The sequence below is a fragment of the Variovorax sp. FG153 genome (genome assembly GCF_057809595.1).
Genome location: NZ_JBMDKG010000007.1, coordinates 158,362 through 178,684 on the forward strand (window position 1 = coordinate 158,362; position 20,323 = coordinate 178,684).

Consider the following 20,323-nt stretch of genomic DNA (forward strand, 5'->3'; position numbering starts at 1 on the left):
GAGCAAGTGCACGGGAGGCGGTGTTCTGATTCGACTGGTGGTATTCGATACCGGGCGCGGCCACTGCCGCGCCCGGATTTTTGAATCCACTGACCCCAGATCGAAACAGCCAAGGGCCGGTGTTGATGGCGGTTGTCCTTCGTCTCGATGATCCACCACACGGCACGCGCGAAAGAAAGCGAAGCGCCCCGGTTGAGGCCAGGGCGCTTGCATTCGACGCAGATCAAGCGGCCAATGCCTCGGCGGGTTCATCCGCTACAGCGACTGGTTCCTCCGGGTTATCCTGCTCCGCATGCTGCGACCCTTCGGCTTTGAAGATCGCGGGCATCCAACCCGTACCATCGACCAGCCTCTCCGCTTCGCCGGCAATGTCGGCCTTCTTTAACTTCGCCAGCCGCGCGACTTGATCGGGCGCGTACTCGCCCACGGCTTGCAAAATCGTGGCCTTCGATACATGCCGGAAATATCCCTCGGCGGTCGGTTTCCACCACGCTGCCATATCCAACCCCACGGCCTGCGCCAGTTCCTTGCCGGACTGGTGCGTCGTGGCACGCGGCGTCACCACGTCCACCGTTGAGGCCACGCAAACGGCCAGTAGCTTGACCAATTCGCCTTGCCCCATCGCCAGCAGCGCGGCGAACAATTCGGTGCTGTCCTCGGGCAGCTTGCCGCTCCATGTCTGCTGCAATTCACGCAGCGCCATGGCGGCGGACGATTCCGGCCAGTCCGGGGCCATGCCTTCCAGCCGGTCTTGCACGGTCAAGCGCACGCCCAACGGCAGGTCGTGTCCATAGTGGCTGCCCTGCAGGACGGTTTGCACCATGCCATGCACCAGCACGACCAGCGCCACTTGCGGATGCCGTGCTACTTCGATTTGCAGCGCGGCGGTGCGGTGGGCGCTCAGGCGTTGGGCCAGCCGGTCGGAGATCGTGGCCTTGGGCGCTTCGTCGTTCTCTCCTTCGTCGTCGTTCTCGGCATCGCCTTCCACGCTGCCGAAACCTTGGCGAAGCTTCTCCAGCGTCCGCAGTGCCTTGGCCTCGGCTTCGCGCAGCAGTCCGCGATGAATCACGGTCTCGCCGTTTCGATCGATAGTGACGATGGCACCAGCTGCGGCCCGCACGTTCGCGGCATAGCCCAGCAAGCCATCTTCCAGTGCCTGCAACTGCTGGCCCAGGCGCTCGCCTTCCTCCTGCAAAGCTTCGGCCTTGTCCTCGTCGTCGGCATCCATCGCGGCATCAATGGCCTCGGCAACCTCCTGCATCTTGGCTTGCAGCTTCTCGATGCGCAGGGCGTTGCGCTTGCTCGGCGTGCGCCGTTCCCTCGGAGCGCGCTGAAAGGCTTGCAGATCGGCATAGGTGGCGGCGGGTGCGGCATCCACCCATGCCCATCCTTCGGTCTTCACCTCGGCGGCGATACCCGCCAGCTTGTCTTGCGCCAGCCGTTCCAGCAGCCCGGCATCGTTGAGATACACGCCCGAATTTCCTTCGGCGAATAGATCGCGACGAATCCCACCGCCTGCGGCTTCGTAGGTGTCCAGCCCCACGAGTCCCACCAGCGGATGCCGGTAAGCATCAATCTCGCGCTCGGTCAGCCGTTCGCGCAGTGCGGACGGACTGCGCTGCCACTGCGGCGCATCGTAGAACGCGGCGTCTTGCGAAACATGATCGTCGGTGACGGCCAGCGCCATGAGTTGGTCAAGCGTGACGGCCTCGGCCCGGTAGTCGGCCATTAAGCGTGGCGAAACATTCGCCAGCTTCAAGCGGCGCTGCACTACCAGCGGCGTAACACTGAAATCCGCTGCAATGTCTTCAATGGGCCGGCCTTCGGCTACCAGCGCGGCGAAGGCTTCAAACTGGTCTGCGGGGTGCATGGCTTCGCGTTGCACGTTTTCGGTAAGGCTGGCGGTGCGGGCCGTGCCGTCGGCCACCTGCAGGCAAGGTACCTCCCAATCCTTGGCGAGGCGGTGTCTCTTCGCCAGCAGCTTCAACGCGGCCAACCTGCGGCCACCGGCCACCACCTCGTAACTCTCGCCATCGGCAGCGGGAATCACGATCAGGTTTTGCAGCAGGCCCACGCGCTGGATGCTTGCGGCCAGTTCGGGGATGGACATGCGCGGGGTCCTGCGCACGTTGCGGCCCGTGGGGCGCATCACCAGCCGCGACAGCGGAACCAGAATCATGTGCTTGCTCGGGTCGGTAGCTTGCAGCACGTTGGCATTAGTGGTGACGGCTTGGGCTTCGGTGTAGTTAACGGCGTTCATGGTATTTCTCCAATCAAATGAAACAAACAAGGAATAGAGGGGAAGCCGTCCCCTCTGGGCGGGGGGAGGGTCAGGCTTTGAGAGCGCGCATGCCATCGGCCAGCAGCCACAGGGCGCGGTTCAAGCGAATGCCGTTGTCGATGCCCTGCACCGGACGAGTGGTCTGGCGGCGACCGTTGGTGGCGCGGGCATGCAAGCCGCCCTTGATGAGGTTTTCCTGCGTGCGGTTGAATACGCTCCACAAGTCGGCGCGGCGGTCATCCACGCGGCGCGGCATCAGGATTTGGTTTTCCGTGACGGGCGCGGGCTTGTCGTCCTCGTACTTGAGAGCCAGGGCGGCGCGGGCGAACACTTCCGATTCCCCGGCGTCCAGCGTGATGCCTTGCATGGCCTCGCGGGATTCCTGCGCGCGGTCGAAACCCCGCAGGACTTCGTAAGCGCCCTCAATGACGTGCCCGGCTACGTCGCCCTTGTGAGGTACGCGCACATCGGCCACGGTGTCGCCGCACACCAGTCCGTTGCTGCACACGAAACGGAACATCCCGGCCAGCATCTGGTAGCTGCTCGTTCCATCGTGCGAGTTCAGCAAGATGATTTCGTTGGCCTCGCGGCCATTGATCTGGCTGGCGTGGCGCAGTCGGATCATGTGCTTGGTGTAGTCACGGCGGTCGTCTTGCCGCACGCGGGTCTGGCACACCATGAAAGGCGTGAAACCTTCGCCGCGCAGTTCTTGCAGCACGGTGGCGGTGGGGATGTAGCTGTACCGTTCCGAGCGGCTACCGTGCGGGGCGCCCGCGAAGATGGACGGCGCCACGGCGCGGATTTGGTCATCCGACAAGGGATGTTCCGAGCGCAGCACCGGCGAACGGGAAGCGAAGCGGGAAGCAAGTTGCATGGTCTTTCTCCTGACAAGGTTGGCTGTTGAAGAAACCGCACACCGGATTCCTAGATTCGAAGCCCGGCCTTTCGGCTGTTCGGTGCGGTCGGCACGAAGAACCCGGTTGGCCTCGTTGCCACCGTCTTTCCTGAGTTCATCGCCCGCGACGGAAGGGAGCTCGTGGACGGGGGCCGTCAAGGAGGCAAGCGCAGGGTTGGTGCGGCCCGCAGGCGCAGCCGAGGACACGGCCCTGCGCGCCTTGACGGCACACGGACGCGGGCTACTGTCGCGAAGAAGGTGATGAGTTCAGGGAAGACGGCCGGACAGGCAACGGCCATCCCTTTGTGCCGACCGCACGCAAGCGAAGCGCGCAGGCCCGAAGCTGGAAGCCGGGCCGTAGGCGTCAGCCGAGCAGCGAGGGAACGATGGAAGCCCGAAGGGGGCGAGACGCCAGGACCGCAGGGCAGGGTGGCTCGATGCGCAGCACGACAGCGCGCCCGGCCCTATCTCCATGGCCGGAGACGCCCAGGATGGAGTGCGACACTGCCAACGTCCGTAGCATCCTTGTCAGCACAGCATTCCGCATCACACTCCGTGCACCGGCCGTAACCAACACGGCCAGCGCCCACAAATGAGGCGCGGATGAATTTCCCGCAACACAGGGGTGGCAATGGCGCAAGGTTCGAGCATCTGGCAGGTGGAAACCGATACCGCACCGGCTCGTCCCGCGCCCAATGCGGCCGTCGTGCCGCTGAAGTGGGCGCACGACGCACGCACCGGCGAACCGCGCTACATCCACGACCCTGAGGTCGTCGAAGAAGGTGCCGAATGCCAATGCCCGGCCTGCGATCTGTCGCTGACGCCGGTGTTGGCGGGGCAACCTCTGCGCAGGAATCCCACGCACATTTCCGCCACCCCAAGGGCGCCCAGAAAGATGACTGCACCCTCGTTGCCGCGCGGCTGGCCGCGATTCGACACTTGAAGGAGCGGGGCTTAATCGATCTACCCAGACGCAGAATGTCGGCCTCCGCCACTGGCTTCAGCGGCCAGGGCTATGAGGGCTGGGCAGAGACAGGCGAGGAGCGTATTTCCATTGTCAGCGCCGTACTTAATGATCACGCCACGGCGCTGTTGACGCTGCCAGATGGCCGGGAACTCATCGTCGATCTCACCGGGCAACGCGATGCAGGCAGCGATGGCCGTGGGCGGGCCATCGTCACGCTATCCCTTTCCGACCCCGCTATTGCGATGATGTCGCCGGATGAGATTCGTGCACGGTTGCGCCTGCTTCCGGACATGCGCTGGTGCGCGCATTGGAGCGACCAGGCATTGCACGCGACCGCGAGCACGCGGGCCCACCAGGTCGCGCAGGAAGCCATGGATGCCTGGGGGGATACGGACGAGGCAATGTTTCATCAGGATCTGCCCTTGGACCTGGATCCATCCGTCGCTCAGCAATGGCGTCGCGAGACCCTCTTGCACAGTGAAGTCAAAGCGATCCTGGAACAGGCGTCGCAGATCACGACGCCCGGCTTCTATGTCGAAGTGACCCGCTACGCACCCGACGAATTCGGCGACGAATGGGAGGACAACACGCTTCGCGCTCAGTGGGGAACATCACCCGAGACGCTGCCACTGGAAAACACCCAGTTGGAGCAACGCCAGGGCAGCATCGTCCCCGACGTCATCTGCACCTTGCGCGAGCCACGGCCCTATATCTACGGGTTCACCGAAACCTGGCTTGATGGAGCCTTCGAAGAACTCACGGAAGACACTCACAGCAGCCAGCAGTGGCCCCGGACCGTGCTGATCGAAGTCACCGTGACCCACGGCATTGATCAGGAAAAGCTGCGCCGCATCCAGGAACTCAACCTGCCGACGCTGGAAATCGACATAGGGTCGCTCGGCGGCCGGGTGACCCGGGAAGGCCTGCGCCATCTGGTGGTGAACGAGACCATCGGCAAGCGCTGGGTTCATCACCCGACCTGGCGGCTCTGCCGTCAGATACTCGAAGCGGAACTGGACCAGCATCCGGTCACGGTCCGCTTTCAAGAGCGCCTGGCCGAACTGCGGCGTCCCCGACTGCTCGCGACGCCAGCATCGGAATGGGTCGTGATCTATCTGGCCGCCGCCACGGAATTTCAAGACGCCAATACCCGCATCGACAAAGCCCGGCGGGCACACCGAGGAGAGGGACCAGCGCCTGCGCTACTGGAAAAGGACAGCGAACCCTGGCTGCGGCTCATGGAAGCCGCAGAAGCCCTTGCCGCGCACGGCTATTCGGGCGCCGCCGACCCGGAGATGCTGGGTGTGGCTGGCATCGTTTCACGGCTGCTGTCGATCCAGCACAACCGGGGCATCGGCTATGCATTCGATACCGGGTACCAAGTGCTCAACGCCATCACGCAAAGCGGCCCCGGCTACCAGCAATGGCACACGCTGTACCCCATGGCCGTCAAGGCCTATGGATTGGAGACCCGGTTCACTTCGAAGCAAGCCGAGCGCTATGCGTCATGGCGGCAAGGCATCATCGACAAGGTGGATGCTGGCGACGAGACGCACCTGCGGCCTGTGCGCTATGACGCCGTGCTCGGCATCCTCTTCCCAGAGATGGCGCTGCGCTTGGCAAAGGGCTACGGCCGTAGCCTGCAGCCCCAGTGACTTGTGACCGGCCGAATGCGGCCCGGCACACGACGCCTTCCACGTACATACAAGAAAAGAACTGAAGGACGACGAAAAGATCGGACACCGTCGTCACTGCGAGATCGGCTGGACGTCTCGCTCCTGCTTTACCTCGGCGCACCTTGCTGTATGGCTGGTCAAATAATGGCGCCCTCGGCCGCATGACAAGAGTGCCAAGCAAGGTGTGGCGGGGATGTGCAAATGAGCCAATCCCCGGAACCCAGCACACGCGCGCAGCGCGCACGATGAAAAGAAAAAAGAGGGCCGAAGCCCTCGTTGCCTACATGAGCCCCTTTTCTGCCATCGACAGGACCGAGTCGCCCGCCACGATCAGGTGATCCAGCACCCGCACGTCGATCAGCGCCGCCGCAGATTTCAGCGTCTGCGTCAGATGCTCGTCCGCCCGCGACGGCTCCGTCGAACCACTGGGATGGTTGTGCACCAGCAGCAGAGCGCTTGAATTCCGGCTCAGCGCGTCCTTGACCACCTCCCGCGGATACACCGACGTCTGGCTCACCGTGCCCCGAAACATCTCCACGTAGTCGAGCACCCGGTGCTGCGCATCCAGGTGCACCACAGCGAAGATTTCATGCGGCAGATTCCCCAGCCGTGCCCGCAGGAAGTCCTTGACCACGGCCGGCGACGTCAGCACATCGGTCCCACGCACCCGCGCCGCTAGCACCCGTTGCGCGGCCTGCAGCACCTCGTCAGCATCGGCAGGACGGTACTCGCCGCCGACATCGCGAACGAGCAGTGAAGAAGCGGCAGAGGCAACGGCAACGAAGGAATCGAGGGAAGAGAACAGGTCGTGCGACATGGCGAACTCCAGTGATCGGGCGGGATTGCCCGAGACCGGAACCGGCACGCCGCAGCGCAGCTGTCACAGGTTCGAAGACGGCCGGCAGGACGCCAGCGTGCGCAGCACGCGCAGACCTTGACCACGAGAACGGTGTGCAAGGATGAAGGGAACAGCAAGCCAGCCCCCACCCACAGCGCGCCCGCATCGCACTGGCAAGCGCAGCGCGCAGCGGCACCGCCGCGAAGGCATCAGCGATGGGAGCCGAAGGGGCGAGACGCCGCAGGTGGCTCGATGCGCAGCACGTACAGCGCGGCCCGGCATCGCCGGGGAGGCACGGTGCTTGGTTTGGTGTTGGACCAACTTGCCAGGAGATTCGCTTATGACCGAGCCTGCTCGCGCTGAAAGTGTGCCTGCGGCGCGCCGAGCATGTCATGCGCATCGAGCAGAGGGGCCGAAGCCCTGTCAATTGCCTGGAAGGCCGAACATCCGTCGGCTATTGGAACTGCAGGCCTGAATGATCTCGTCGACGTCGCAGCCCAGGAGCTCGGCCACGCTTGCCGCGACCCAGGGAAGATTCGCCGGCTCGTTGTGCCCACGACGCGTTTTGGCGTTCTTCGGGAACAGATAAGGAGCATCCGTTTCAAGGTGCAGTCGATCCATCGGAATGGCTGGCAGGGCTTCGCGAAGTGCTTGGCCGCGTTGGAGATCTGTGACCCAGCCCGTGATGCCAATGTCGAGCCCCATCGCGAGAAAGGCTTCCGCTTCCGTGCGGTTGCCCGTGAAGCAGTGCACGACGCCGCGCGCTCCGTCGGCCACCACAGAGGCAAGCATGTCGTGGAAATCGGTGAAGGCGTCGCGGCAATGAAGAAAAAGCGGCTTGCCAGTGTCTACAGCCACTGATAGCTGCTGCTCGAACGCCAGGCGCTGTGCCTGGGGAGTCGAAAAGTTGCGGTTGTAGTCGAGGCCGCACTCTCCAACAGCCACAACCTCTGGACATTTCCAGAGCTCGGCTAGTTCGTGGAAGGTGCTCGGGTCGTACGACTTGGCGCCATGGGGGTGTATCCCCGCGGTTGCGAAGACGGTGCCCGGATGGGCTCTTGCGAGCTCAAGGGCCAGACGACTGGACGCCAGCGATGTGCCTGTGGCCAGCATCTGGATCACGTTTGCCCCCCGCGCACGCAGCAACAATTGGTCAGTCAGCGACACCAATTGCGCTGAGTGGAAGTTGACGCCGATGTCGACCAGCTGCCTATGTTCGGATCCTGATCCTGTGCTCATGCGTCGATGGTACGGGTGCCGAAGGGGGGCATCTGCACTCAGTTCCGGTACTGCGGTAGTGCAACTCGATGACATCCATGTCGCTGGGAGCAATCGTTCCAGATTGGATCTGCGCCACCGCAAGGAGTGGCCAGCCAGTCCTGTGAAGAATTACGCCAGAACGTAGTCCCGCTCCATGACGGCTTTGGGAATGCGTCGCCCGCCGGCGGTTGGCAGCATGTTGGATCAACGAGATGTTGCGTTGAGGGATCATGAGCCGATTCTCACAGCGTTGAGGTCATCAGGGGAGACGTTGAGCTGAAGCCGCCAGCGAGAGAGGAATGCGCCATCAGCTGGTAGCAGTGGATCGAGACGCTGATAAGTTGCAGTCAGCATGCTGCGCAGCGGTGCCAGCACTGAAGCATCGGCCAAGCCATAGTGTTCCAGCAGGAACCCGAGACGCCGAACGACGGCGCCTATGCCGAGGCGTTGTGCATATTCAATCAGCCGGTCGGCTTCTAGTTCGGTTCGCTTCATCCACATGCCCTTGGCGACTTCTGTGATGTCGCCTGCATAGGCTGGATGACGGAGACCATCAACGATCGTGCGCTCCATGTCGCTGATCATCACGAAGCGCTCCTTGTCGATCCAATACTTCATCGTCCCGAACTCTTGCTCTGCAGTGATGTGGACGAACCTGAAGTCGTAGCCACCGACCACCTGTGGGCGCACGCGCCGTGTGCATGACACGTACACGGTGAAGTTTCGCTGCGTCACCATACGGTGCAATTCGAGGGCTGTGCCGTGCGAGAGAAAGTAGGGCGCGGGACGGGCTATTTCGCGCGCGATCACGTACGGACTATCAACGTGCTCGGTCGCTCGGCCAAGTTCGAAAGGCACCAGGTTGTACAAACCCGGCTTTAGCCGGGTCACCAAGCCACGCTGCTGGGCCTTGTGCACGAGGTTGCGTGCGGCCGAAGGCGACAAGCCTGTAATCGAGCCGACGTCTTCCAAGGTGAACGTGGATCGGCGCAGTTCGTTCAGCTCGGTGAAAAGCTGCGCGGCCCGCGGCCCCAGCGTCTTGGTCTGCGAATGATATTTTTCGCTCAATTTGATTCTCGATGAGAAACATAATGCGCGGTAAATATAACATGAGCAATATTGGTCGGCAAGTTCGTTTCCACGGGGGAGACGAATCGATCGGACAATGTAACAATCAGTATATGAAGGCGAGCATCGCCGTCAATTGCATCAACAAAGGGAGCACGCGCGATGACCGTCAGTGTCCATAATCCTGACCAATACATGGCCAGCCTGCGGCAGATCATTGCCCAAGGGCGCAAGCGGATTGGCCTGTTGGTCGGAGCGGGCGCGCCAGCCGGCATCTTCCCTCCCGGCAGTGACAAGCCCTTGATTCCTGCTGTGGCTGGCCTCACCGACATGGTGATGGAGGCTCTGAAACCCGTCTACGGCAAAACCTTGGATTCCGTGCGGGCCGAACTCGATACACCCAACATTGAGACGATCCTGTCGCGGGTGCGCAGCCTGGCTGGAGTCATTGGAAAGACGAAGGTTCATGACCTGGACGGGGAAGGGTACAAGAAGCTGAGCGAGGCGATCTGCGAGCAGATCGGCGCCATCGTCAACAGGCCTCTTCACGAGGGTCCCTCGCCGTACACCGAGTTTGTGACGTGGATCAGTGGTACAGGTCGCGAACACCCGGTTGAAATTTTCACCACCAACTACGACCTGCTGTTCGAGCAAGCGTTGGAACGCACGCGCGTCCCATTCTTCGACGGTTTCAGCGGTGCCAGTGAGCCATTCTTCGACCCCTCTTCGGTTGCCAGCAATGATTTGCCAGCACGCTGGACGCGCTTGTGGAAACTGCATGGATCGCTCGGCTGGGCCGCCAATGCAAGGGGCGAGGTCGTACGCACCGGGCGAGCCAACGCGACGCATCTGGTGTTCCCAGAACACCTCAAGTACGACCAGACGCAGAAGGCGCCGTATGCCGCACTCTTCGACAGACTGCGAGCATTCCTGATGACGCCCGACACCCTGCTGATTGCCACTGGGTTTTCCTTTGCCGATGCCCACATCTCCGCACGAATCGACGAGTGCCTTGCGGCCAATCCCTCGGCCAGCGTGTTCGCATTTCAGTTCAAATCGCTCGACCAGGAGGTCCATGCCTGCGACATCGCGGGGCGCCGCGCCAACATGAGTTTGTATTCCCCGGACAAAGCCATGATTAATGGCATCGCCGCTCCCTGGATGCCGGGTGACATGCCGACACGCGACTGGGGTGCAATACGAGCGACGTACTGGGGCATCGACGAGAAGAGCGGGGCCGCGCAATTTCAACTCGGGCGCTTTGATCGGCTCGCGCGGTTCTTTGCATCGTCGCGCGCTGCGCAGCATTTTCCTTCCGCTTCACCGGTAGTAGACCCCGTCGCTGCGGCTGTCGAACCCGCTCCGCAGGTCGACGGGCCGTTGCCGGCAGCGGGCTCAGTCGCTGGCCCAGCATGAACTCGAAGCCAACACTATTGGGATACGTTGGCGCCGTGACAGGCGCGACGGTGAGCATCCGCCAGTCGCCGAGTGTGGCTTCAGGCATCGCCATCATTGGGGGCAAGAGCTATCGCATAGGTCAGGTCGGCAGTTTCGTGCGCATCCCGCAGGGGTATCACGATCTGTACGGCATCGTCGCCGAAGTCGGTGCAAACGCCACGCCGGAGGCAGTGCGCGAACCTAATGATCGCGGCGACCGCTGGATGACGATTCAATTGGTTGGCGAGATTGTCGGTTCGTCCTTCGAACGCGGGATCAGCCAGTACCCCAGTGTCAACGATGAGGTGCACTTGGTCACTGAGGAAGATCTCGCGGTGATATACGGCTCAGCGGATGGCGGACAGGTCGTCATTGGCCGCTTGGCCAACGCTGAAGGAATTTCAGTCCGAATCGATCTCGACAAACTCGTCACGCGACATAGTGCTGTGCTCGGTTCCACGGGGGCAGGGAAATCAACGACGGTGGCAAGTCTGCTGCGATCGATCGTTATGGGGGAAGCCGGTGAAGTACAGGGTGGCTTCCCCAGCGCGAGCGTTCTCCTACTTGACGTCCATGGCGAGTACAGCCGCGCCTTGCAATCCATCGCTACGGTCTTTCGCGTCAGTCCCAGTGATGGTGAGGAACCATTGCACATCCCGTTCTGGGCACTAGACCCGGCTGACCTGTTGACCTTCCTAATGGGGAAACTCGACGACAAAGCCATGAGCCAGATCCTGGACAAGGTTCTGGAATACAAGATGGCGCTCGCTAATGCAGCGTCGTTCGCAGGGTTAGACGTGACGTCCATGACGGCGGACAGCCCGATTCCGTTCAGTCTGAAGAAACTGTGGTTTGAACTGGTCGACCCGGAGATCAAGACCTGGGAAGACTCTGCCAAAACCACGCCCGCGCTCACGGAGGCGGGCGATGCGGAAACGCTGAAGGCGCCGAAGTACAAGCCAAACGGCTTGGGGTCGACGGCACCATTCATCAACAACATCGGCGTCCTCAGCATCCGGCGGCCTTTGGATCAGATGCGGTCGCGCCTGCTCGATCGACGCTACGACTTCTTGCTACACCCAGGTGCATGGGAACCCAAGATGGACGGCAGTACCGACAAAGATCTGCCCGATCTGCTGAGCACCTGGCTCGGCCACGGGAAGCCCATAACGATCCTTGACCTCTCCGGCATACCAAGCGCTGTACTCGCGCAGTTGATCGCAGCCATCTTGAAGATCATCTATGAGGGCTTGTTTTGGGGCCGCGAGAAGAGCGAGGGTGGCATTCACCGCCCCATGCTCGTCGTCATGGAGGAGGCTCACCGCTATCTCTCAAAGGAGGGCGGCGGCCCGGCGCGCGACATCGTACAGAGGATCGTCAAGGAAGGCCGAAAATTTGGTATTGGCGCGATGATCGTCAGTCAACGTCCTTCCGAGGTCGACGAGACGATTTTGTCTCAGTGCGGCACCTTCATAGCATTGCGGCTTTCCAACGCGGCCGATCGCAGCAAAGTCCAGGGTGCACTGCCGGATAACCTGTCTGGCATCGTCGAAAGTCTCCCTGTCCTGCGAACCGGCGAGGCGATCATCACTGGTGAGGCCGCGCGCCTCCCACTGCGGTGTCGTATTGCTTTGCCCAATGAAGAGCATCGGCCACAGAGCGAAGATCCAGCTGTTGCGAAGCGCTGGAAAGGTGACCGCATCAGTGAGGACTACACCAGACTCGCTGCTTCGTGGCGAGCCCAGAATCCCTTGTGGGCTGCGGCTCACTTGACGCGAGAAAAACTCAAACCCGAGGAGATTGCCGATATGGAACGCGAATTGGTGGCCTCGTCCACGATCTTGTCCGCGGGCTATGACGCGGCTTCAGAGACCTTGGAAGTCGAGTTCAAAGGCGGCAGCCTTTACCAGTACTACAACGTGCCGGAATCGGTCTATCAGAACTTCATGGCTTCTGATTCAAAGGGGAAATTTCTGCATGTCTACATCAAGAACTCATATCCGTGTTCGCGCGTGTGATTCAGCTCGGCAACGCTAGGTAGAGAGGACATCCGACCATGTGGACAGATAACGAGACAGCACAGGATTTTCTGAACTTCGGCGGTATTGCTAAGACGGTCGCCGAGATCGTCGAGCAGGCGCAGTCGCGGCCCATTTCAATTGGCGTTTCCGGCGCGTGGGGTGTCGGCAAGTCTTCGATGATCAAGCTGATCCGCACCGAGCTGTCGGCGCGGCATGACGAGGCGTCAAAGCCGAGCAAATTCATTTTTGTCGAGTTCAATGCGTGGCTCTATCAAGGATATGACGATGCGCGCGCCGCGCTGATCGAAGTGGTCGCTTCAACGTTGGCCAAGGAGGCTGAAGAGCGAAAGACAGGAATAGACAAAGCGAAGGACTTGCTCGAACGGGTCAACTGGTTTCGCGCAATCAAGCTCACGGCCGGCTCCGCTGCCTCGCTGGCGTTGGGACTGCCGCCCGCGGGCCTTCTCGGGGAACTATGGGGATTCGGTAAGAGCTTGGTAGCCGGTGACGTCGATAAGGAATCGGTTGACGCAGTCAAATCGGCAGCCGGAGAAGCTGAGAAAGCGGCAACAGGCTTGATCAAGCCTAAAAAGACCACTTCTCCGCCAAAGGAGATTGAAGCTCTTCGCACGAGTTTCGAAGAGTTGCTCAAGGAGATGGGCGTCACATTGGTGGTACTTATCGACGATCTGGATCGATGCCTCCCAGAAACCACGATCTCCACGTTGGAGGCCATTCGTCTTCTACTGTTTTTGGAGCACACGGCATTTGTTATCGCTGCTGATGATCAGATGATTAAGCACGCGGTCAAGCGCCACTTTCAAGGCGTTGACGATGAGCTCGTCATCAACTATTTCGACAAGCTCATTCAGGTTCCGATTCGTGTTCCGCCGTTAGGGACGCAAGAGGTTCGTGCATACATGATGATGTTGTTCGTCGAGAACAGCGACCTTGAGCCCAGTGAGAAGGAGCGGATTCGGGGAGAGGTGTGCAAACAACTGGGGCGATCGTGGCAAGGAAAGCGGGTCGATCTCAAGTTCCTCAGAAGTCTGAACGACAAACTCTCTGACGCGCTGATTGCGCGCCTCGATGCTGCAGATCGGCTTGCGCCTTTGATGACAAGCGCGACCGGGATCGCGGGCAATCCGCGCTTGATAAAGCGCTTCCTCAACGCGCTGTCGATTCGTATGTCTATGTCTCGTGCCCAAGGCGTCGGCGTGGATGAATCTGCGCTTGCCAAGGTGCTCCTGTTCGAGCGATGCGGTGACCCCAAGGCTTACTTGGAGCTGATCAAGTCAGTCACCGAGAGCGACGATGGAAAGCCTGCATTTCTCGTCGACTGGGAGGCAAAGGCCATTGCAGGGGAAGCCGTGCAAAGAAAGCCGCCGTGGGACGATTCGTTTATCACCGAATGGCTGCGTTTGCCGCCGCTCTTGGGCGGGAACGACCTGCGCGGTGCGCTCTACGTGAGCCGTGAGCACGCGCCGCTGATCACCCCAGAGGATCGGTTGTCAGCGGAGGCCGCCGATCTTCTGGAGGCGTTGTTGGAGCATCCCGAGATGGCTGGCAGTATCAAGGATCGTCTCGTGGCTCTGCCACGGCCAGAGATGTCTGTGATCATGGACCGGTTGCTCGGTCGCGCCCGTCAAGAACAGGAGTGGGGTACGCCTGCGATTCTGGAAGCGTGCATGACCGTGGCTGCTGCAGATGCGCCTCAAGGGCAACGACTCTCTGGGTTTCTGAAAGAACGCCCGGCCGCGCAGATCAAGGCGAGCATTGTTCCCAAGATTGCCGACGAGCTGTGGTCGAAAACTGTTTTCGACGAATGGAACGAAGATGAGGATATCGCCAAGCCCGTGAAGAATGCGATAAAGGCAAGGAGGACCAATGGGAACGTCTCAGTCAAGTAGCGGTTCACCGCCGGGAGTGCCGATGGTTCCGCCGTGGGTACCCGATCTTCCGCTTCCGGCACTCCCGCCGACTGAGGGCGGACCGCCGGATGCCATGCCGGAATCAGGCGATGAGACGCCTCCGGCGCCGGCGCCTGCAGAACCTCGGCAACCGATTCCGATAGCGCCTGCCCGGAGGTTTCTGGGCGCAAATCGAAACCTTGGAGACTATGCGCGTAGCGGCGACGGCGCAAGCATGCGCCGCGGCCTCGGGCAGTACGTTAAGAAGGGATATGGCGGCAGTTCAACCGCGACTCGTCGCATGGGGGGAACCGCGCAGGCTGCGCAAGCGCTGTACTCAGCGCTCTCGGGTGGACAAGGAGTCCTTGCTACGGCAGTTGGAAGTCCGCTGGACCCTGCGCTGAACGCGGGTAGGTCGGCCGATGAAGTGATGGACGCTGTTGTCGAGGCAGTGCGTCCGGTTGACGGTACGCAAGATGCTGAGGCGAGTCGAACCTCGATCAAGGATGCGCTTTCCGATGTATTGAATCAATTTCCTGATGCAGACCTGCTCAACCTATCGCCGGAGCAGCGCGAACTTGCCGTTGAGCGATTTGTCGCTGGTGACGTGTTTCGTCGGATCGACTTAGATATAGGGAGAACCATTCGTGAGAAGGCCCCGAACGCAGCAACAGGCTTGGGCCGACTCAAGGAGGTTCGCGAGTATGTCCGCGAGACTGTCTCCGCGTCTTTCAGGAGGCTCAGGGAAAGTGGGCAGCGCCTAGCGGCAGGACGAATCACACAAATCGTCCAGAACGCCATTCGTGAGACCTTCCAGGTATTCGAGGGGTACGCTGAATGAAGATTACGTGTGCACTCCCGGATTTCGACTTTGTTAGCAGAGCCAGCGATTTGGATGTCGTGATGTACGGCAACTCGGGTGATCCCATGCGCGGGTCAGTTGGCGCGGCGCTGAAGCAGGCCATCACACGAGAGAAAGTGGTTCCTGCCGCGCGAGCGTGGGATCTGTTGTCGTTTGCACTGGCCGTCGTTTCTTCCGACCTCGCTGGCCATAGAGAGCGCAGCCCGGACGGCTGGACCAGAGAGTTCGATCTGACAATCTCGGTAGTCGATGTGCCGTTCTGGAACGACAACGCAGAAACGCTACAGAAACTACTGGCGTACTTGAGCACGGACCGTTGGACTTTGCGATTTGTCGAAGGCGGCATTCTTCCGCAGCCCGGCAGACAGCCGGAACACCCGACGGCCGATTGCGTCGTCTTGTTGTCTGGAGGTCTGGATAGCTATATCGGTGCGATTGACTTGGTCGAACAAGGAAGGCGGCCACTCGCGGTCAGTCAGATGGTTCGAGGCGATGGCGAAAAGCAGGTGGCATTCGCCGCGGAGATAGGTGGTGGCCTGCGTCATTTCCAGGTGAACCACAACGCCGACGTCCCGGACCCGGAGAATCCGCCGTCACAACGCGCTCGCTCGATCATCTTCCTTGCTTACGGCGTCTTTATGGCGACGACACTTGCCCGCTATCACGCGGGCGAAGAGGTGACGCTGTATGTGTGTGAGAACGGCTTCATTGCGCTGAATCCGCCGTTGACAGGTGGGCGACTTGGTAGCCTGAGCACACGAACAACGCATCCCATCGTCCTTTCGTTGTTGCAGCAGGTGTTGGACGCCGCCGGTCTGCGAGTTCGGATCGTCAACCCGTACCGTTTCAAGACAAAGGGCGAGATGCTGCAAGAGTGCCTCGGGCAGCCCTTGCTTGCCGCGCACGCGCATCAGACCACCAGCTGCGGTCGATTCAAACAGTTCGGCTACAAGCATTGCGGTCGGTGTGTGCCGTGCCAGGTTCGGCGGGCCGCTTTTCACGCATGGCGCGGACAGGACTCAACTTTCTACGTCTACGATAACCTTGCCCTGGACGACGACGAGCACGCCGGGTTTGACGATGTCCGGTCGGCATTGATTGGCATCGGGGAGCGCCGAGAGATGGGCACCGCTCGGTGGCTTGGGTCCACGTTGAGTTCGGGCTTGGTAGACGACAAGCCCGCTCTCACGGAAGTCGTCGAGCGGGGGCTGGCTGAAATCGAGTCGCTGATGCTTGCAATGGGTGTGCGGTGATCGACTTTCACGCGCATCTCGACCTCTATCCCGATCCACAGCTGATAGTGAGGGAGATTGCGGAGCGTGGGATGTATGTCCTGTCAGTCACGACTACACCTAGCGCCTGGGAAGGCACCTCTGCACTCGCTGCGCAGAGCTCTCGCATACGGACAGCGCTGGGTCTGCATCCGCAAATCGCACATGAGCGAGTTGGCGAACTGCCGCTCTTTGACTTGCACTTGCATGAGACCATGTACGTTGGTGAGATCGGCCTCGACGGTGGTCCCGAATTTAAGCAGCATTGGCAAGCGCAGCTAACGGTGTTCGACCACATATTGAACGCCTGTCGTCTTGCCGGTGGTCGGATCATGTCCATTCACAGTCGTCGCGCCGCATCTGCGGTACTTGATCGGCTGGCGGTATTCCCGGGGGCAGGAACTCCGATACTTCACTGGTTTTCCGGAGGCAAGCGAGAACTGCAACTTGCGATCGCTTTGGGCTGCTGGTTCAGCGTCGGCCCGGCCATGTTGGTTTCTGAGAAGGCCCGTGCACTTGTGAAGGCCATGCCGAGAGATCGTGTGCTGACCGAGACCGACGGTCCGTTCGCGCAAATCGGTGGCGAGACTGCCAAGCCATGGGATGCAGGCGGAGCGACAACCCGACTAGCCGAGTTGTGGGGAGACATGACGGAAGACGAGATTGATCGACTACTGCATGCCAACCTGAGGCGCTTGGGGGCGATAGCCGCGACAGGGCGGATTGAGTCGGGACAGGATTCAGACACGATTGTTGACGATTGATCTGCTGGACTATGCTCCCCAGTATCACCAACGACCTCGATGCTCTTGCCGCACGCATCGATGCGGCCTCCGACCAAGGAGACCGCGATACGCTGGCGCAGCTTGATGAGTGCTGTGCGGAGCATCTGAGCAGCAGTCACGGCGCGAGAGTGTCGGTTCTTTGGTACTACCGTGCCAACATCCAAGCCGCGCTAAGGCCCGCAGAGGACGAACTGAACTGGCGTTGGCGTCAGCCGCACCGCGAACGCGAGATACTTTTCCTGCGCCGTGCCCGCAACGACGTTGGCTTCGAAGAGCTTAGTTGGATTGTGCGCGCGCAGATTACGACCAATCTCGGTAATGGCCTCAACCATCTTGGCCGTAGCGTTGAGGCGCTCGGCTTATATGACTCCGTTCTCGCGCAGGTGCCACGCTTTGCCATGGCATCGGGCAACCGTGGTCAAGCGCGTATGGATCTCGCGCGAGCATTACACGACGATGGACACGCTGGTCTTCTACTGCTTGGCGCTCATGATGACCTGAGGACTGCTGCTGGAGCCGACGCGATCTGGGATGGCCCATACGTTGGGGTGCGTGAGGAGTTCCTTGCGATGTCGGAGCGGATCTCGACCATGATTGACGTGGCTGCGATTCGCTCGTTCGATCTGGACAACTACTCGCTCGGGCGATCAAAGCGGGAGCGGACCTATCGACAGTGGGCGTTGGGCCACCAACTGTTCTTGAACCCACTCAACGTTCTAGGGCGACAAGCGATTGCAGCGACCGATCGATTCGGTTTGCCAAGCTACCGATCTCCGATCGGAGACCCTCCCCAGTTCATGGCGTGGTTCAACCAGCTCAAACAGGAGTTCGCCATGGCCCGATTGCTTCTGTTTGAAGCCGGGGAGGGAAGAACGCAGCACTTCGCTGATCACGAGCTGATGCTGGTTGACACCCTGGACTATTCAGCGTTTGGCGTCGGGCTTGAGAAGTTGCGGCTGGCATTCCGGGCCGCGTACGGTCTGCTGGACAAGGTCGCTGGCTTCGTCAACGCGTATTTTCAGCTTGGCGAAAAGCCAGAGCGGGTTAACTTGCGCAATGTTTGGTTGGCCAAAGATGGGCGGTCAATTCGTCCAGAGTTTGCTGAGCAACCGAACTGGTCCTTGCGGGGGTTGTACTGGCTGGCCTTCGATATTGTTGGGAGCGAACCCGCAGAGCCGGATGCCATTGCGCCGGAGGCGGCCGAACTCAATCGACTGCGCAACGCCCTTGAGCATCGTTGTCTGATCCTTCGTGAATTTGATGCGGGACGTCCCTCAGGCGCTCTCGAAACCTGCACAGTGGACACGTTTCGGACACGCACGTTCACGATGGTTCGCTTGGCGCGTGCGGCCCTGATCTATTTGTCCCTGGCCGTTGGGAGGGAGGAGCAGCTGCGGTCCGAATCAGACAGAGGACTCGCAATGCCGATGAGCTTGCCGACCTACGCCGGAAGGGTCGGTCTCTAGGATTGCTGATGATGAACTTTGCGGTTGTTCGCCTTATTCGATATCCTTGACCTCGATTGATGATGATGTCGAAAACGTCGACGCCCCGCAAATCGCTCCATCTCCCGCGCCAGCAAAAGATCTGCGCTTCTGACGGTAAAAACGACGGTATAGACCCATGTCAATCACAGCCAAGTCCTTTAACCATGCGGGTTTGGACGGCCTGTTGATGATGGAGTGGGAGTGAGATCGGGGCTTTCAAGAGGCCGAGGGCCCGACGGTGATCGCGATCTTTCCTCGCACCCCGTTGTTGGGACTTTCCAGCCGCGCATGGGCAAGCGGAATGTCGGCCAGCGAATAGACGGCACCCACATGCGGCCGTAGCTGCCCGCGTTCGATCAAGGCACTCAACTCATCGAGCTTGCCGCGGTTCTGTCGCGTGAAGACGAAGTGGTAGCTCGCGTTCTTGCCCCAGGCCTGAACGAGGTTCTGCGGCCGGGCGATGTCCACGATGCTGACGACACGGCCCAGTTGGGCCAGCGCGTCGGGGCTGCGCGACAGGGTGTTGCCGCCGATGGTGTCGAACACGACATCGACGCCGCGGCCACCGGTTTCGCGCAGGACGGCGTCGACGTAGTCCTCCTTCTCGTAGTCGATGAGCACATCGGCACCCAGGCTGCGTGCGAACTCGAAGTTGGCTTGGCGCACGGTGGTGAACACCCGGGCTCCGATGGCTCTGGCGAGCTGGATCGCCACATGGCCGACGCCGCCCGCGCCGCCGTGCACCAGGATGCTTTCGCCCACCCTGAGCGCCGCGCGCACGACCAGCGCTTCCCACGCCGTGCCGCCCACCAGGGTCAGGCTCGCCGCCTCGAGATGGCTCAGCGAGGAGGGCTTCTTTCCGACGATGCCTTGGGCGGCGACGTGGTACTCGGCATAGCTGCCCGGCCCGTCGAAGATTTGCGGCGTGTACCAGACCTCGTCTCCGGGAGAGAAGGCCGTCACGCCCGGCCCGACTTCTTCGACCACGCCCGATACGTCGTGGCCGGTGATGGCCGGCAGCGGCACCAGGTCGGGATAGTCGCCGCGCCGGACCTGGTAATCGAGCGGATTGATGGAGGTCGCATGGACCCGGACCAGGACCTGTCCCGCCTGGGGCATCGGGCGGGGCAGGTCGCACAGTTCGAACGCTTCGGGGCCACCGAACGATGTGAGTCTCAGGGCTTTCATGGCATGTCCTTCATTTCTGTAAAAAGGGATATCGGGAATTTCCGATGTTTCAGGGTAAAAAAAGTCAAAGCTCCTTGCCGATGATTTCGGCAAGGGCGCTGATGGTTGCCTCGTTTCGCTTGTAGTAGGTCCACTGGCCGATGCGCCGGACTTCGACGAGGCCCGCTCGCTGCAGGGTCGCCAGGTAGTCCGACACCGTCGACTGCGACAACCCGACGCCTTCCTGGATGCTGCTGACGCAGACGCCCACCGTCTGGACGTCGCCTTCGTCCTGCGGCGGGAAGTTCTTCGCGGGATCCTTCAAGCCCTTGAGGATGTCGAGGCGCGTCCGGTTCGAGAGGGCCTTGAAGACTTCGAGCAGTTCCATGCGCCGATCG

Annotated in this window: 16 protein-coding genes; 9 read left to right on the forward strand and 7 right to left on the reverse strand. The window is 61.0% G+C overall.

All coding sequences use genetic code 11. The features are described 5' to 3' along the window. Positions 1-223: 223 nt before the first annotated feature. A complete protein-coding gene (locus ACODT0_RS11185) occupies positions 224-2,260 on the reverse strand; it encodes a ParB/RepB/Spo0J family partition protein (RefSeq protein WP_489041297.1) in 2,037 nt (678 codons plus the stop codon). Between the two features lie 70 nt (positions 2,261-2,330). Continuing rightward, the gene (locus tag ACODT0_RS11190) at positions 2,331-3,155 is read right to left on the reverse strand and encodes a DUF932 domain-containing protein (RefSeq protein WP_489041298.1); all 825 of its coding nucleotides are present in this window, start codon (positions 3,153-3,155) and stop codon (positions 2,331-2,333) included. Positions 3,156-3,807: 652 nt separating this feature from the next. On the opposite strand from ACODT0_RS11190, the gene ACODT0_RS11195 reads away from it, so the two are divergent. Beyond that, on the forward strand, positions 3,808-4,119 hold the full coding sequence (locus ACODT0_RS11195) for a hypothetical protein (protein WP_489041299.1): 312 nt from the start codon (positions 3,808-3,810) through the stop codon (positions 4,117-4,119). A gap of 35 nt (positions 4,120-4,154) precedes the next feature. Continuing rightward, a complete protein-coding gene (locus ACODT0_RS11200) occupies positions 4,155-5,798 on the forward strand; it encodes a hypothetical protein (protein ID WP_489041300.1) in 1,644 nt (547 codons plus the stop codon). A gap of 301 nt (positions 5,799-6,099) precedes the next feature. Here the strand turns inward: ACODT0_RS11200 and radC are convergent, their stop codons facing one another. From radC to ACODT0_RS11215, 3 genes are all read right to left on the reverse strand, one after another. Beyond that, the gene (gene radC, locus ACODT0_RS11205; RefSeq protein ID WP_489041301.1) at positions 6,100-6,636 is read right to left on the reverse strand and encodes a RadC family protein; all 537 of its coding nucleotides are present in this window, start codon (positions 6,634-6,636) and stop codon (positions 6,100-6,102) included. A gap of 444 nt (positions 6,637-7,080) precedes the next feature. Beyond that, positions 7,081-7,896 carry a TatD family hydrolase gene (locus ACODT0_RS11210; RefSeq protein ID WP_489041302.1) on the reverse strand — a complete coding sequence of 272 codons (816 nt, stop codon included), beginning with the start codon at positions 7,894-7,896 and terminating at the stop codon, positions 7,081-7,083. Between the two features lie 249 nt (positions 7,897-8,145). After that, positions 8,146-8,985, reverse strand: a complete 840-nt coding sequence (locus tag ACODT0_RS11215; protein ID WP_489041303.1) for a type IV toxin-antitoxin system AbiEi family antitoxin domain-containing protein — start codon at positions 8,983-8,985, stop codon at positions 8,146-8,148. Between the two features lie 162 nt (positions 8,986-9,147). On the opposite strand from ACODT0_RS11215, the gene ACODT0_RS11220 reads away from it, so the two are divergent. From ACODT0_RS11220 to ACODT0_RS11250, 7 genes are all read left to right on the forward strand, one after another. Continuing rightward, a complete protein-coding gene (locus ACODT0_RS11220) occupies positions 9,148-10,401 on the forward strand; it encodes an SIR2 family NAD-dependent protein deacylase (protein ID WP_489041304.1) in 1,254 nt (417 codons plus the stop codon). Continuing rightward, a complete protein-coding gene (locus ACODT0_RS11225; RefSeq protein ID WP_489041305.1) occupies positions 10,398-12,440 on the forward strand; it encodes a helicase HerA-like domain-containing protein in 2,043 nt (680 codons plus the stop codon). Before ACODT0_RS11220 ends, ACODT0_RS11225 begins: the two co-directional genes overlap by 4 nt. Positions 12,441-12,478: 38 nt before the next feature. Beyond that, entirely contained in the window at positions 12,479-14,353 is a 1,875-nt protein-coding gene (locus tag ACODT0_RS11230; RefSeq protein WP_489041306.1) for a KAP family NTPase, read from the forward strand. 235 nt (positions 14,354-14,588) lie between these two features. Next, entirely contained in the window at positions 14,589-15,194 is a 606-nt protein-coding gene (gene qatB, locus ACODT0_RS11235; RefSeq protein WP_489041307.1) for a Qat anti-phage system associated protein QatB, read from the forward strand. Between the two features lie 62 nt (positions 15,195-15,256). Further along, the gene (gene qatC, locus ACODT0_RS11240) at positions 15,257-16,468 is read left to right on the forward strand and encodes a Qat anti-phage system QueC-like protein QatC (RefSeq protein ID WP_489041308.1); all 1,212 of its coding nucleotides are present in this window, start codon (positions 15,257-15,259) and stop codon (positions 16,466-16,468) included. Continuing rightward, a complete protein-coding gene (gene qatD / locus ACODT0_RS11245) occupies positions 16,465-17,250 on the forward strand; it encodes a Qat anti-phage system TatD family nuclease QatD (protein WP_489041309.1) in 786 nt (261 codons plus the stop codon). Before qatC ends, qatD begins: the two co-directional genes overlap by 4 nt. Before the next feature lie 11 nt (positions 17,251-17,261). Next, positions 17,262-18,737 carry an LA2681 family HEPN domain-containing protein gene (locus tag ACODT0_RS11250; RefSeq protein WP_489041310.1) on the forward strand — a complete coding sequence of 492 codons (1,476 nt, stop codon included), beginning with the start codon at positions 17,262-17,264 and terminating at the stop codon, positions 18,735-18,737. A gap of 237 nt (positions 18,738-18,974) precedes the next feature. On the opposite strand, the gene ACODT0_RS11255 is transcribed toward ACODT0_RS11250, so the two are convergent. Further along, a complete protein-coding gene (locus ACODT0_RS11255; RefSeq protein ID WP_489041311.1) occupies positions 18,975-19,946 on the reverse strand; it encodes a zinc-dependent alcohol dehydrogenase family protein in 972 nt (323 codons plus the stop codon). A gap of 64 nt (positions 19,947-20,010) precedes the next feature. Beyond that, positions 20,011-20,313: an ArsR/SmtB family transcription factor gene (locus ACODT0_RS11260; protein WP_057591693.1), complete on the reverse strand. Its 303-nt coding sequence runs from the start codon at positions 20,311-20,313 to the stop codon at positions 20,011-20,013. Positions 20,314-20,323: the final 10 nt, after the last annotated feature.

Excerpts from the sequence above, each read along its gene's own strand:
- qatB (WP_489041307.1), top strand. The coding sequence starts at position 14,589 with ATGCGCCGCGGCCTCGGGCAGTACGTTAAGAAGGGATATGGCGGCAGT.
- ACODT0_RS11200 (WP_489041300.1), top strand. The coding sequence starts at position 4,155 with ATGTCGGCCTCCGCCACTGGCTTCAGCGGCCAGGGCTATGAGGGCTGG.
- ACODT0_RS11260 (WP_057591693.1), bottom strand. The coding sequence starts at position 20,313 with ATGGAACTGCTCGAAGTCTTCAAGGCCCTCTCGAACCGGACGCGCCTC.
- radC (WP_489041301.1), bottom strand. The coding sequence starts at position 6,636 with ATGTCGCACGACCTGTTCTCTTCCCTCGATTCCTTCGTTGCCGTTGCC.
- ACODT0_RS11225 (WP_489041305.1), top strand. The coding sequence starts at position 10,398 with ATGAACTCGAAGCCAACACTATTGGGATACGTTGGCGCCGTGACAGGC.
- ACODT0_RS11250 (WP_489041310.1), top strand. The coding sequence starts at position 17,262 with ATGCTCCCCAGTATCACCAACGACCTCGATGCTCTTGCCGCACGCATC.
- qatC (WP_489041308.1), top strand. The coding sequence starts at position 15,257 with ATGTACGGCAACTCGGGTGATCCCATGCGCGGGTCAGTTGGCGCGGCG.
- ACODT0_RS11220 (WP_489041304.1), top strand. The coding sequence starts at position 9,148 with ATGACCGTCAGTGTCCATAATCCTGACCAATACATGGCCAGCCTGCGG.
- ACODT0_RS11255 (WP_489041311.1), bottom strand. The coding sequence starts at position 19,946 with ATGAAAGCCCTGAGACTCACATCGTTCGGTGGCCCCGAAGCGTTCGAA.
- ACODT0_RS11190 (WP_489041298.1), bottom strand. The coding sequence starts at position 3,155 with ATGCAACTTGCTTCCCGCTTCGCTTCCCGTTCGCCGGTGCTGCGCTCG.
- ACODT0_RS11195 (WP_489041299.1), top strand. The coding sequence starts at position 3,808 with ATGGCGCAAGGTTCGAGCATCTGGCAGGTGGAAACCGATACCGCACCG.
- ACODT0_RS11185 (WP_489041297.1), bottom strand. The coding sequence starts at position 2,260 with ATGAACGCCGTTAACTACACCGAAGCCCAAGCCGTCACCACTAATGCC.
- ACODT0_RS11230 (WP_489041306.1), top strand. The coding sequence starts at position 12,479 with ATGTGGACAGATAACGAGACAGCACAGGATTTTCTGAACTTCGGCGGT.
- ACODT0_RS11210 (WP_489041302.1), bottom strand. The coding sequence starts at position 7,896 with ATGAGCACAGGATCAGGATCCGAACATAGGCAGCTGGTCGACATCGGC.